Annotated in this window: 12 protein-coding genes, 1 tRNA gene and 1 pseudogene; 11 read left to right on the top strand and 3 right to left on the bottom strand. The window is 42.5% G+C overall.

Annotated features, from left to right (window positions below; genetic code table 11):
* Positions 1–2: 2 nt before the first annotated feature.
* On the bottom strand, positions 3–1847 hold the full coding sequence (asnB, locus tag I6N90_RS05140; protein ID WP_197934388.1) for an asparagine synthase (glutamine-hydrolyzing): 1845 nt from the start codon (positions 1845–1847) through the stop codon (positions 3–5).
* Positions 1848–1995: 148 nt separating this feature from the next.
* Here asnB and I6N90_RS05135 point away from each other — a divergent pair, with 148 nt between their 5' ends.
* Entirely contained in the window at positions 1996–2337 is a 342-nt protein-coding gene (locus I6N90_RS05135) for a hypothetical protein (protein WP_197934387.1), read from the top strand.
* A 134-nt stretch (positions 2338–2471) separates the two neighbouring features.
* Entirely contained in the window at positions 2472–3062 is a 591-nt protein-coding gene (locus I6N90_RS05130) for an AAA family ATPase (RefSeq protein ID WP_197934386.1), read from the top strand.
* An 81-nt stretch (positions 3063–3143) separates the two neighbouring features.
* Here I6N90_RS05130 and I6N90_RS24665 read toward each other — a convergent pair whose 3' ends face one another.
* On the bottom strand, positions 3144–3533 hold the full coding sequence (locus I6N90_RS24665) for a hypothetical protein (RefSeq protein ID WP_232242536.1): 390 nt from the start codon (positions 3531–3533) through the stop codon (positions 3144–3146).
* 302 nt (positions 3534–3835) lie between these two features.
* Between I6N90_RS24665 and I6N90_RS05120 the strand changes: the two genes are divergently transcribed.
* From I6N90_RS05120 to def, 3 genes and pseudogenes are all read left to right on the top strand, one after another.
* Positions 3836–4078 carry a YolD-like family protein gene (locus I6N90_RS05120; protein ID WP_232242535.1) on the top strand — a complete coding sequence of 81 codons (243 nt, stop codon included), beginning with the start codon at positions 3836–3838 and terminating at the stop codon, positions 4076–4078.
* A gap of 224 nt (positions 4079–4302) precedes the next feature.
* Positions 4303–4545, top strand: a complete 243-nt coding sequence (locus I6N90_RS05115; RefSeq protein WP_197934385.1) for a helix-turn-helix domain-containing protein — start codon at positions 4303–4305, stop codon at positions 4543–4545.
* A 3-nt stretch (positions 4546–4548) separates the two neighbouring features.
* A pseudogene (gene def / locus I6N90_RS05110) lies at positions 4549–5064 on the top strand (peptide deformylase).
* 74 nt (positions 5065–5138) lie between these two features.
* Here def and I6N90_RS05105 read toward each other — a convergent pair.
* A tRNA-Arg gene (locus I6N90_RS05105) sits at positions 5139–5215 on the bottom strand.
* A 219-nt stretch (positions 5216–5434) separates the two neighbouring features.
* On the opposite strand from I6N90_RS05105, the gene I6N90_RS05100 reads away from it, so the two are divergent.
* The 6 genes from I6N90_RS05100 to lonB all read left to right on the top strand — a co-directional run bounded on the left by I6N90_RS05100 (position 5435) and on the right by lonB (position 13218).
* Positions 5435–6316 (top strand): hypothetical protein, encoded by an 882-nt coding sequence (locus tag I6N90_RS05100; protein WP_197934384.1) that lies wholly within the window; start codon positions 5435–5437, stop codon positions 6314–6316.
* Between the two features lie 88 nt (positions 6317–6404).
* Complete coding sequence (tig, locus tag I6N90_RS05095; protein ID WP_197934383.1) at positions 6405–7694, top strand: trigger factor; 1290 nt, start codon at positions 6405–6407, stop codon at positions 7692–7694.
* A gap of 240 nt (positions 7695–7934) precedes the next feature.
* Positions 7935–8531 carry an ATP-dependent Clp endopeptidase proteolytic subunit ClpP gene (clpP, locus tag I6N90_RS05090; protein ID WP_197934382.1) on the top strand — a complete coding sequence of 199 codons (597 nt, stop codon included), beginning with the start codon at positions 7935–7937 and terminating at the stop codon, positions 8529–8531.
* Between the two features lie 16 nt (positions 8532–8547).
* Complete coding sequence (clpX, locus tag I6N90_RS05085; protein WP_197934381.1) at positions 8548–9804, top strand: ATP-dependent protease ATP-binding subunit ClpX; 1257 nt, start codon at positions 8548–8550, stop codon at positions 9802–9804.
* Positions 9805–9995: 191 nt separating this feature from the next.
* Positions 9996–11105, top strand: coding sequence for a flavodoxin-dependent (E)-4-hydroxy-3-methylbut-2-enyl-diphosphate synthase (gene ispG, locus I6N90_RS05080; RefSeq protein ID WP_197934380.1), 1110 nt, complete (start codon positions 9996–9998; stop codon positions 11103–11105).
* 409 nt (positions 11106–11514) lie between these two features.
* A complete protein-coding gene (lonB, locus tag I6N90_RS05075) occupies positions 11515–13218 on the top strand; it encodes an ATP-dependent protease LonB (protein WP_197934379.1) in 1704 nt (567 codons plus the stop codon).
* Positions 13219–13233: the final 15 nt, after the last annotated feature.

Raw genomic sequence — 13233 nt, 5'->3', positions numbered from 1 at the left:
CATTAGTTAATCGAAACTTTATATTGTTTCAGCCACAGATTGACTTGATACAAATAAGCGAACAACTGAGGACCAGACATCAACTGACCAAACCAAGGGATATTGGATTTGGCAGCATCGGATTCGGCTAGCTCCCTAACCTTTTTCACATTAATGAGGGGGAGAAGTGGGGAACTAGGATCATTTAGTACATCTAGTAGGAGACCACGTACCGCTGCAAGATAAGCAGGATTATGTGTCTTTGGATAAGGGCTCTTCTTCCGCGTTAATACATCATGTGGGAGAATGCCTGTTAGTGCTTTACGCAAAATACCCTTTTCCCGATCGCCGGATGATTTAATTTCCCATGGGATGTTCCACACATATTCCACCAGACGATGATCGCAAAATGGTACCCGGACCTCAAGTCCGGCAGCCATGCTCATTCGATCTTTCCGATCAAGCAGTGTGGGCATAAAGCGAGTTATGTTTAAATAGGACATTCGGCGCATCCGCTGTTGCTCTTCATTCTCGCCCTTAAGATGTGGTACTTCTGCGACGGCATCAGCATATCTGTCACCAATGTATTCTTCTGGTCTAATCCACTTGGCAATATCAGGAGCTAATAACTCTCCGCGCATTGACGTTGCAAGAGACCAAGGGAAGGTGTTTGCAGCCAGTGCATCTTCTCTATGAAACCACGGATAACCGCCAAATATTTCATCAGCAGCCTCGCCCGAAATAGCAACTGTTGCACCTTTCTTGATCTCATGACAGAACAAGAGGAGAGAAGCGTCAACATCAGCCATACCAGGCAAGTCTCGGGCGAGCGTAGCATCGTGAAGCGCAGCAACAAGCTCAGGCGTATCAAACTGAATCGGATGATGAATGGTACTAAGATGCGAAGTCATTCTCTCAATCCATGGCGCATCACTATTTGGCTGAAAAGCATGAGCTTGAAAATGTTTGTCATTATCTCGGTAATCAACCGAATAGGTATGCACGTTACCTTGACCATTTGCCCTGTAATATTCGACGGCAAGTGCAGTTAATGCGCTTGAATCTAGCCCACCTGACAGGAGGGTACAGACAGGTACATCGGATATGAGCTGACGCTCAACGGTATCTTTTAGCAAAATACGTACATGCTCTGCTGTTTGTTCAACGTCATGTTCGTGCGGACTGCTCGTAAGTTTCCAGTAGGTAATGGTTTTGACGCCAGCATGATTGATGACCATACATTGTCCAGGCTTCACTTCACTTATCGCTTTGTAAACACCTTGACCTGGCGTACGGGCAGGCCCAATAATAAACACTTCAGCAAGTCCTTCAGCGCCAACCTCAGCCTTTACTGCCGGATGCTGGAGAATACATTTTGGCTCCGAACCAAAAATAAATAGATCATTTTGACTGCTGTAAAAAAGCGGCTTCACTCCTAGGCGATCTCGTGCAAGAAACAGCTCCTGTGCCGTCACATCCCAAATAGCAAAAGCAAATATGCCATTAAATCGTTCTACACAAGCTCTGCCCCATTCCATGTAGGCTACAAGTAGAACCTCTGTATCACAGTTTGTTGTGAAAGTTCTACCTCTACTAACAAGCTCTCTCTTCAGTTCAGGCGCATTATAGAGCTCGCCGTTATAAACGACGACATATTTGTCGTCACCCGTATACTTAATCATAGGTTGGGCGCCGTTCTCAGGATCAATTACGGATAGGCGACGATGGCCAAGTGCACAGTGTGGCGATATCCAGGTTCCAGCGGCATCGGGCCCACGAGGAGCAAGAGTATCTGTCATCCTCTCCAAGTTCTCACTTTCTTTGGTCAAGTCACTGTTCCAATCAATCCAGCCGGTTATTCCGCACATCCTTCTCATTCCTCTCTTTGCTGGACTCCAGTAGCGATAATAACAGCTATATGCAGAAAAAAGGGATAAAATGTCTGTCCGACTGGGGATGCTAGTGAGGTCGAGTCATTGGAATGCAAATCGAAGCAAGAAAGGGATGAAAGTTGTAATGCAGGAACAACAACACGATTCAGACCGAGAAAGCAATCGAAAGCCCTATTATGTTTCGGTGCAAGCAGGACAAATTCTTGAGGACCCTGAAGCAGCTGCATATGAGCTGGAGATTTTAGCGAATGAAGATGATAAGAGTAGGTTGCATGAACTTTTCAAAGAGCTTAATTCAATGGACAATTGGTCTGTGCTTCATTTCAACAGTAGACCTTTCTCACCGAGTAATGATGTGGAATTGAACGGCAACTCGGATGAAATCATTAGCCGGATCTACCGGCTATTATATGAATGTGGTACAGAGGAAACGAAGCAGCACATTGAATCAATGGGAATTATATAACAAAAAAGGTTGAGAAAGGCAGTTTGGCGGTACATATGTCATTTCTTAATGACGTTGGATCGCCTTATTTGTGTTGATGCCCAAATAGCTGTTAACATAGTATAATTCCTAACATAAAAGTGGAGGCGTACATCGTGCAAAAGTTAATTTTTTTCGTTGGAGTAGCAGGTACTGGGAAAACTACGGTTGCTAGGCGGTTAAGTACTGAAATTCCAGCAGCTTTTCTTGATAGAGACACAATCGGTGGAAGGTTCGTAGAAGCCATTTTGGAAATGAAGGGTCTAGATAAAAATGATCGTGACTCGGAATTTTACAAAGCGAACTTGCGTGATCTTGAATATGATACAGCTAAGGATGTTTGTATCGAAAATTTGGCTGCTGGACAAAATGTGTTTATGATCTCTCCGTTTACTGCGGAGTTAAAAAATAAGCAATATATTGAAGATGTGATTACAGCAGCTGGCCTTACCAAAGAGCAAGTGGACGTTAAAGTTATTGTTGTGACTTTGCAAGATATGGCTCTGCAGAAGGATCGTATCGTTGGAAGACAAACAGAGCGTGATCAGTGGAAGTTTGATAACTGGGGACTTTTCGAGAAACGGGTAGACTTTGTTCCGGCTATTAACTGGGATATCCCGGCATCATCTATACTCATTTTCGACAATAGCGGTGAGCTTACAACAGAAAAAACAGATATTCTTAAACGATTCGCTACCGGTGAGTAGAAATAGCTGCATGAGCATATATTTTTGAAAAAGGGGTGTCTTAACGGATTAATTACTATCTGTTATAGACGCCCCTCTTACTTATTTTAATCCAAGTTGTGTCTTTGTAATCAGTTTTCCGGCAGTTATAGCAAATGTAGCACTAGCCAAGGCATCGCCATCACCTTCGAACATATAAATGACGACATGCGTCTCACTGCCTTCTTCACCGCCCTCTGAAACGAGTTCTCCTTCACCGCCAACGATGTCAACGATCTCTTTGTAGGTCATCCCATTTTTGATTTTTTCAAACTCAGCTTTAGTAATAATAGAAGCAGAAGTTGTTTTACCAGATGTGGATGAGCTTGGTAGTTGGTTAGTGGATGCGGGTTGATCGTCTTGACTACAAGCAACTAAACTTGCAATAACTAGCAGCACTACAATTCCTTTTATTGTTGAGAATAATTGATTAGTACCATGTGCAGCTTTCATAATACATCTCCTTCCGATATGTAGATTTTTTTCATTGTAGTCGTACAGCTTTTCTATTTTACTATTAATCACTGTTAATTTCGACAACTTTTACCATAAAATAAATCGACAAACCATATCGATTGTAATGAATATAGCTTTGTGTTAACTTATAAAAATTATGACTATCCTTCCATGAGAACGTTTGTTTGGTATATACTTGTAATATAAAAATGACGATTAGGACTGTCACTAACGAAAGAGTAATTATTGTTTTCTTTTAAGGGTAGAAAATTTTGCGAACGACATTGGAGGTAATCAAGATGGCAAGAGGACCAAAGCGACCAACTAGAGATGAATTTGAACTAGAGGAGCTAGGAGAAAGATTAGTAGAGGCGTATCAAGGGGAAACGGAGTTACAGCTTACAGTTTGGAACTGGGATGAACTCGTTTATGGGAAAATCGTAAAGATGGATTCAAGAACGAAGCTTGTTCACGTTGAATATAATGGGGAAACAACTAAAGTGCCTTTTATGGATATTATGAAGGTTGCTAGTTCTGCGTAATCGTATACTTAACCATTTGAAGCACCCTTAAGGTTTATTGGGAAGTCCTCCTACAAGGAAACCAATGATCCTTTTGGGTGTCTTTTTTTGTGCGGTCTCAGACAAGTGGTATCGTTGCATTAAAAGAATAATTTGTTTTAATTTCTATTTTGTGGCAATTTATTAGTTAGGCAGTACCTAATTAATTTAGCTAATGCCTAATTAATTTTTGTGAGGTGTTTGGATTGCTTGAATGGATGTTGAGAGAAATGATGGCTGACAGAAAAATATGGTCAGGTACAGAACTTGCTCGTCTTCTACAAGAAAAAGCAAACTATAAACTATCAGCACCTTCAATTAGTGCACTAATATCAGGAAAGCCGAAGCAAATGAAAGCAGAAACGCTTGATGCATTATGTACAGCATTAGATTGTAAGCCGAGTGATCTTTGGAACCATACACCAACTCCAAGTTTAAGGGAGGCGTAGATCGTGACAGCGAAAACAATTGTACCATTTGGAGATTCGATTCTTCGGAAACGATCTAAACCAGTTGAGGGCATTACTCCGAAAATAATAAAACTACTGGACGATATGAAAGAAACACTTTACGCAGTAGATGGTCGAGCTGGTTTAGCAGCTCCTCAAGTAGGAATTCTTAGAAGAGTCATCGTTATGGATTGTGGAGATGGATTAATCGAATTAATTAATCCAGAGATCATTAGCGGTAACGGAGAACAAACAGGGACCGAAGGTTGTTTATCCTATCCAGGTTACGTTGGGGTAGTTAAACGATATTAATATGTTAAAGTAAAAACGTTTACAAGATCAGGTTCGGAATTGATTATTGAAGGGGAAGGTATGCTCGCAAGATGTATGCAACATGAGATGGACCATTTAGACGGAATTCTCTACATCGATCATATTAAAGATGGATTGTTTTTTGAAGAAGTGTCGAAACGTAGAGCCAATCTACTAGAGGTATACAAATTATCGATTAGTAAATAACGAAAACCCCCGAATCCCATATACTACTGGGTTTCGAGGGTTTTTATTTGTTAGAACACTCATATAAAAATATATGGCGTCCCAGGAGGGATTCGAACCCCCGACAACTCGCTTAGAAGGCGAGTGCTCTATCCGACTGAGCTACTGGGACGCGTAAGAAATAATATATCATGAGTTTTCGAAATGCGCAACCCTTTCGAAAAATTTTTTTTGAAATAAGGCATTATTTTTTTATTTGCGTTCATCATGGTATAATTTATCGCAAGATTACTGGGTGATTCATATGGATATACCTTAAGGCGGTGTTATCATTACAACTCCTCAAGATCCACAAACAGAGGGTAAAGAAAACGTATATTTATTTCCCAGCATGCTTGATCAATATCAGATTCAATTAACTCGTATGCTGGAGGCGGAGCAATACAAGGAAGCCAAACAATTGCTTCGATTTCTAGTTCAATGCCAAGGGCAAGAGAAACGGCATTATGAGGAATGGGAAAGTTTGCTCGATTGGCTTGTAATGGCTTTTCCTGATGGAAGTGATAATGAGGAAAGCAGTATTGTAGAGAGCGAGCCTGAAGATGAAACGGCTTTGAGGGAACAATTGCTGAATCCTCATAATCAAGACGAGGCTTATATCAATCAAGTGCTGTACATCATGCAACATCATCCTATGATTGATCAACAGATGCTCGCGCTTGAAAGAATTGTTTTCATCGAAGCGGAAAACGTGAACGACATTATGTTGGAATGGTTGAAGCGGGAAGATATTCATCCAATGGTTCAGTTCAAAGCGCTACAGTGCCTGCGTAAACGCGGTTTAACAGGTGGAATCTCTATCGTTCGATTAGAAGAGAACGTACTGCTGGATATTGAATCTACTCCATTATCGATGGACGATTTCCCCCAGCAAATAGGCCGAATTGTTGAGCGAACAGAAGCAGTGGCTGAAATTGATGATCCGACATTGCCTCATTTTGCCAGAGAGTTATGGAAAGAAAGTTTACAGTATCTGTACGGCACAACGGCGTATCAGTGGATGTTAAGAGATGATGATGAAACAGTAGATTGTTTCTCGGCAGCGCTACATCTCACGTTAAACCTGACTCTGTACGGGTCTGCAAACGATGATGATATTCGTGATACATACAGCATTACCGATGCAATGCGTTTCCGTTATGAGCAAGCATGCAGGTCACTTCGAAGTGTTGCAATGTTGCTCCAAACGGGTGAAGATGAAGATCAGCCTTGAAAAGCTCGTCCATCTTGTTTATAATAGAATGGTTTATGTAACGTGAAAACATGTGATGCATGCGCATTTTTGGAGGGGAAGGCATAAAATGAAAGCAACTTGGGAAAAAATAGACAAGAACATCGTGTCAATCGATGTTGAGGTTAGTGCAGAGAAAGTAGCAACAGCTTTGGATCAAGCCTTTAAGAAAGTAGTAGCAAAGGCTAACGTTCCAGGATTCCGTAAAGGTAAAGTACCTCGCGGTATTTTTGAATCCCGTTTCGGAATTGAAAGTCTTTATCAAGATGCAATCGACATCTTGTTGCCTGAAGTTTACACAGCAGTAATTAAAGAACATGGTCTTGAGCCAGTTGATCGTCCAGAAATCGACGTAACTCAATTTGCTAAAGGTCAAGAGTTCAAATTCAACGCTAAAGTTGTTGTTAAGCCAGAAGTTACACTTGGCGAATACAAAGGTTTGGAAGTTGAAGCAGTTAAGGTTGAAGTATCGGAAGAGGAAATCGGTGCTGAACTTGAGCGTTTGCAAGGTCGTCACGCTGAACTTTCCGTAGTAGAAGATGGCGCTGCTCAAAAAGGCGACGTTTCTGTTATCGATTTCGATGGATACTTGAATGGAGAGCAATTCGATGGCGGCTACAGCGAGCGTTATTCGCTTGAGCTAGGCTCCAACTCCTTTATCCCTGGTTTCGAAGATCAAGTAGTTGGTATGGAGCTAGGTGATTTCAAGGATATCGAAGTAACTTTCCCTGAGACTTACCATGCAGAACATCTTGCTGGTCAACCAGTCGTATTCAAAGTTAAACTTCATGAACTAAAACGTAAGACGCTTCCTGCTTTGGATGATGAGTTCGCAAAAGATGTTAGCGAGTTCGACACACTAGAGGAATTCAAACAAGATTTGACTAGCAAATTGCAAGAGAAAAAAGCGAAGGAAGCTGAGCAAGCGCGTGAAGTTGCAGTCGTAGACAAAGCAACTGCTGCTGCTGAAGTAGACGTTCCTGATGCGATGATCGAAACTGAGACTGATTACATGGTTAAAGATTTCGAAAGCCGCCTAAAAATGCAAGGAATGAACATGGATCTATACTTCCAGTTCTCCGGTCAAGACGAAGCAGCTCTTCGTGGCCAAATGCGTGCTGACGCTGTAAAACGCGTTTTGAACAACTTGGTACTTGAAGCAATCGCTAAAGCTGAAGGTTTTGAAGCTTCTGAAGAGGATTTGGCTGCTGAGCTTGAGACATTGTCTAAAACTTACAACCGTCCTGCAGAAGAGCTTCGCAGCATCTTCGAGAAAAACGGTAACATCGGCAACTTGCAAGAAGATATTCAAGTTCGCAAAACAGTTAAGTTCTTGCTTGATAACAGCAAGACAGTTTAAAAACACCCGGTTAACACTGGAATAGAATAATAAGTTTTACCCCAAGATAAGGCGCGTGTTCTATACGTGCCTTATTTTGACCCTACATAATTGATTTTCTGAAAGTGAATTCACGCATTATGCGTACATAACGAACGACCGTTGCCGTATACTGTAGTATCTGGAAAAATGACATCAATAAGCGTACGTGTTACAATGGGTAAGCATTACAAATGCCAAAAAAGAAAAGAGGTTGGTCGCATGAATCTGGTACCGATCGTTGTTGAACAGACGAATCGTGGGGAACGTTCCTACGATATCTACTCCCGGTTGCTGAAGGATCGCATTATTTTTCTAGGAAGTGCAATTGATGATGACGTCGCAAACTCCATTATCGCTCAGCTTCTATTTCTGGCGGCCGACGATCCTGAGAAGGACATTCATCTCTACATTAACTCCCCTGGCGGTTCAGTAACTGCTGGAATGGGAATATTCGATACGATGCAATATATTAAACCGGAAGTATCCACGATCTGTATGGGCATGGCAGCTAGCATGGGTTCCTTGTTGCTTACAGCAGGTGCAAAAGGCAAACGTTTTGCCCTACCTAATGCTGAAGTTATGATCCATCAGCCACTCGGTGGCGTGCGTGGTCAAGCGACTGACATAAAGATTCATGCCGATTGGATACTTAAGACGAAGCAGAAACTAAATCAAATCTATGTTGATCGCACTGGTCAGCCATATGAAAAAATCGACCGTGATACGGATCGCGATTATTTCATGAGCGCTGAAGAGGCTCTTGCATACGGATTGATTGACAAAGTTATAACTTCGCCTGGTATCGTAACGATTTAATAGAAGGGGTGAGTACATGTTTAAATTCAATGACGAAAAAGGCCAATTAAAATGCTCATTCTGCGGCAAATCGCAGGATCAGGTTCGTAAATTAGTAGCCGGCCCTGGCGTCTATATATGCGATGAATGTATTGAGCTATGCACGGAAATCGTTGAAGAGGAGCTCGGCAATGAAGAAGAGCTTGATCTGAAAGATATTCCAAAGCCTAGAGATATTCGTTCTATCTTGGATTCCTATGTTATCGGACAAGATTTTGCTAAAAAGTCTTTGTCAGTAGCGGTTTACAATCACTACAAACGTATTAATTCAGGAAGCAAGATCGAAGACGTTGAACTTCAAAAGAGTAACATTTTGTTACTAGGACCTACGGGTTCAGGGAAGACGCTTCTTGCACAAACGATGGCCAAAATATTGAATGTTCCATTTGCGATTGCAGACGCTACTTCACTTACTGAAGCTGGTTATGTTGGCGAAGACGTTGAGAACATCTTGCTTAAGCTTATTCAAGCAGCTGATTATGATGTAGAGAAAGCTGAGCGCGGTATTATCTATATCGATGAAATCGATAAGGTAGCTCGCAAATCAGAAAACCCTTCGATCACAAGAGACGTTTCAGGAGAAGGTGTTCAACAAGCACTTCTGAAAATTTTGGAAGGTACGGTAGCTTCTGTGCCACCTCAAGGTGGACGTAAGCATCCGCATCAAGAATTTATCCAAATCGATACAACGAACATTTTGTTCATTTGCGGTGGTGCATTTGATGGCCTAGAGCAATTGATCAAACGTCGTATCGGCAAAAAGGTTATCGGCTTCAATTCTTCCGGCGAAATGCAGAAAGATTTGAAAGCAGGCGAATACTTAACGATGGTATTGCCTGAAGACTTGCTCAAATTCGGACTTATTCCAGAGTTTGTAGGACGTCTTCCAGTAATCTCAACGCTAGAGCCGCTTGATGAGCCAGCGCTTGTTCGGATTCTATCCGAGCCAAAAAATGCGCTTGTGAAGCAGTATCAGAAGCTTCTAGAGATGGATAACGTAAAACTAGACTTCGAACCTGCTGCACTTGATGCTATTGCGAAAGAAGCAATTAAGCGTAACACGGGTGCGCGTGGACTTCGCGCCATCATCGAAGGCATTATGCTTGATGTGATGTATGAAGTGCCGTCACGCGACGATGTGAGTACTTGTCTCATTACAGAGAAATCTGTTCAAGACAAAATCATGCCGGAGCTTTCCACGAAAAAAGGCAAGAAGAAGGAAGAAAGCGCCTAAGCGATTTTTAGTTCCTACAAAGGTTTCCACCCTATGTCGAACGGTTTACCGTTTTTCATAGGGTGGACTTTGGCATTTATAGATAAGAAATTATAAGCAATTGGCCTAATATCGTACTTTAAGTTCACTGCGAAACGAGCTTTGCCGCTAATCCGGCGCAAATCGTTTACGCTTGATAGGAGAGAATACACATGTATTTACGCCAGGATACGGTAGCGGTGAAAGTCGGCGATTTGACGATTGGCGGCAGTAATGAAGTGATCATTCAAAGTATGTGTACGACAAAAACGGCAGATGTAGAGGCGACTGTAGCTGAGATTTTACGTCTAGAGGAAGCTGGCTGCCAAGTCGTAAGGGTGACTGTCAACAACAAAGAAGCCGCTGAAGCTATCAAAGAGATTAAAAAACGCATTCATATTCCGCTCGTTGCGGACATTCATTTCGATTATAGATTAGCACTATTAGCTATAGAAAACGGGATTGATAAAGTTCGGATTAATCCGGGTAATATCGGACGACGTGAGAAGATAGAAGCAGTCGTAAAGGCTTGTAAGGAACGTGGCATTCCGATTCGAATCGGTGTAAACGCCGGTTCACTTGAAAATCACTTACTTGAAAAATACGGTTATCCTACCCCTGAAGCTATGGTAGAAAGTGCACTATTCCATATCGGCATTTTGGAAGAACTCGATTTTCACGATATTATCGTTTCTCTTAAAGCATCGGATGTGCCAATGGCAATTGCCGCATACACCATGGCTGCTGAGAAAATTAAATATCCGCTTCATCTTGGCATTACAGAAGCAGGTACACTTCATACCGGTACGATCAAAAGTTCCGCAGGTATTGGAGCTTTGCTTGCACTCGGCATTGGAAACACGGTACGTATCAGCTTGAGTGCAGATCCGGTAGAAGAAGTAAAAGTAGCGCGAGAGCTTTTGAAGACGTTTGGTCTCATTACGAACGCTGCAACTCTAGTTTCTTGTCCGACTTGCGGTCGACTTGATATTGATTTGTTCTCAATCGCTAATGAAGTTGAAGATTATATCTCAAAAATTAAAGTGCCAATTAAAGTTTCCGTACTAGGCTGTGCTGTTAATGGTCCAGGTGAAGCACGGGAAGCGGATATTGGAATTGCTGGAGCTCGGGGCGAGGGGATGCTTTTCCGTTACGGAGAGATGATTCGTAAAGTGCCTGAAGCAGAACTGCTGAACGAGCTTAAGAAAGAAATTGATGAGATTGTAAGAGTGTTTGAGGAGACAGGTGAAATTCCTGGACGTAAAAATCACGCACACGCGTAGATTGTACCCGAATCAAATAATCTACATCTAAAAAGTGCAGTTGCAGGAGCCTCTCCTGTACTAGCACTTTTTTTGATATAGTCGGCATTTTCAAATAGATTGCGATTATTCCTTCAACCATGAGGCAATACTGAGTTAATACGGATATATTTGACGGTTCAGTATGGGTAATAGCTGCCAAAGGGCACAATTCCCGTTTACGCTTGAAATATACGATTGTTCAAATGATGAACATCATCTGTATATTTCTCCGCGAAACGAGTAATTGGTGCCAAAGGGCACAATTCCCGTTTACGCTTGAAATATACGATTGTTCAAATGATGAACATCATCTGTATATTTCTCCGCGAAACGAGTAATTGGTGCCAAAGGGCACAATTCCCGTTTACGCTTGAAAGGAGCTGGAGGAATGAGTTTAAATCTTGTGTTAATGTTGATTCAAGTGTTTTTTGCGGTTGTTATTGGTCTGTATTTTTGGAATTTGCTTCGAAATCAGAAGACAAACCGGACTGCTGTTGATCGGGAGTCGAAAAAGGAGATGGATAAACTCAGGAAGCTGAGATCGATCTCACTTACGAAACCTCTCGCGGAAAAAACAAGGCCGCAGACGATGGGGGACATCATTGGTCAAAGAGATGGGCTTAGAGCGCTTAAGGCGGCACTTTGCAGTGCAAACCCACAACATGTTATCATTTACGGTCCACCCGGTGTCGGTAAAACTGCGGCAGCACGCGTCGTCCTAGAGGAAGCGAAAAAAAATCCGACTTCACCTTTTCTTCCAGAAGCGAAGTTTACAGAAATTGATGCAACGACAGCACGATTTGATGAACGCGGCATCGCAGATCCTTTGATCGGATCAGTGCATGATCCAATCTACCAAGGCGCAGGAGCAATGGGAGTAGCTGGTATTCCGCAACCAAAACCAGGTGCTGTAACGAAAGCACATGGGGGAATATTGTTTATTGATGAAATAGGCGAATTGCACCCTGTGCAGATGAATAAGCTTTTAAAAGTGCTAGAGGACCGGAAGGTTTTTTTGGAGAGCGCCTATTACAATTCGGAAGACGCTAATATTCCGATGTATATTCATGACATCTTTCAAAATGGACTTCCCGCCGATTTCCGCTTGGTAGGAGCGACTACACGTTCACCGCAAGATATTCCGCCCGCGATTCGTTCGCGTTGCATGGAAGTGTACTTCCGACCGCTTTTGGCAGATGAGATCGCACTGGTAGCAGAAAATGCTGTCAAAAAAATCGGATTTGCTCCGTGCCCCGAGGCGATCGATGTTGTCAAAAAATACGCTACTAACGGTCGAGAGGCAGTTAATGTTATCCAATTAGCAGCTGGAGTGGCACTCTCGGAGAAGCGTGACCGTATTTCGGCAGCGGACATTGAATGGGTCGTTAATAGTAGCCAAATTCCACCTCGTCCAGATCGTAAAATACCTGCAGCACCGCAAGTTGGGTTTGTTAACGGTCTTGCTGTATATGGCCCTAACCTCGGAACGCTTCTTGAAATTGAAGTTAGTGCAATTCCCGCAACAAAGGGAAAAGGCCTCTTCACGATTACGGGTGTTGTGGACGAAGAAGAGTTAGGTGGAGGTTCCCGTACACTACGAAGAAAAAGTATGGCGAAAGGTTCAGTAGAAAATGTGCTGACTGTTCTTCGCCGTATCGGGCTAAACCCTCAACATTATGACCTTCATATCAATTTCCCAGGAGGAACGCCGATTGATGGTCCTTCTGCGGGAATAGCTATGGCTACTGCAATCGCTTCTGCAATTACTGGTGTGCCGATAGACAATAAGCTTGCAATGACTGGTGAAGTGGGCATACACGGCAACGTGAAGCCTGTAGGAGGAGTATTGGCGAAAGTAGAAGCAGCTTTCCAAGCAGGGGCTACTCAGGTTATTATTCCAAGAGAGAACTGGCAAGCTATATTTGCTGATTTAAATGGATTAAAGGTTATTCCTGCAGATCGTGTGGAAGAGGTGTTCGATTATGTATTCCCGCAGTCTATTTTGGTTGCGAAACATATTGAGGCGCCTTTAATATCTGATCCATTTATTGGGTCTAACATTCCCTATTTGCAGGCTGATTCCGCTGAATGATAAAATAAGGTAGAT

The organism is Paenibacillus sp. GSMTC-2017 (assembly GCF_016019935.1).
Classification (GTDB): domain Bacteria; phylum Bacillota; class Bacilli; order Paenibacillales; family Paenibacillaceae; genus Pristimantibacillus.
This window is presented reverse-complemented; position numbering and strand designations above follow the sequence as displayed.

Bases quoted from the DNA above. Each gene is read 5' to 3' on its own strand.
- asnB (WP_197934388.1), bottom strand. From the start codon at position 1,847: ATGTGCGGAATAACCGGCTGGATTGATTGGAACAGTGACTTGACCAAA.
- I6N90_RS05135 (WP_197934387.1), top strand. From the start codon at position 1,996: ATGCAGGAACAACAACACGATTCAGACCGAGAAAGCAATCGAAAGCCC.
- I6N90_RS24665 (WP_232242536.1), bottom strand. From the start codon at position 3,533: ATGAAAGCTGCACATGGTACTAATCAATTATTCTCAACAATAAAAGGA.
- I6N90_RS05120 (WP_232242535.1), top strand. From the start codon at position 3,836: ATGGCAAGAGGACCAAAGCGACCAACTAGAGATGAATTTGAACTAGAG.
- I6N90_RS05100 (WP_197934384.1), top strand. From the start codon at position 5,435: ATGCTTGATCAATATCAGATTCAATTAACTCGTATGCTGGAGGCGGAG.
- tig (WP_197934383.1), top strand. From the start codon at position 6,405: ATGAAAGCAACTTGGGAAAAAATAGACAAGAACATCGTGTCAATCGAT.
- clpP (WP_197934382.1), top strand. From the start codon at position 7,935: ATGAATCTGGTACCGATCGTTGTTGAACAGACGAATCGTGGGGAACGT.
- clpX (WP_197934381.1), top strand. From the start codon at position 8,548: ATGTTTAAATTCAATGACGAAAAAGGCCAATTAAAATGCTCATTCTGC.
- ispG (WP_197934380.1), top strand. From the start codon at position 9,996: ATGTATTTACGCCAGGATACGGTAGCGGTGAAAGTCGGCGATTTGACG.
- lonB (WP_197934379.1), top strand. From the start codon at position 11,515: ATGAGTTTAAATCTTGTGTTAATGTTGATTCAAGTGTTTTTTGCGGTT.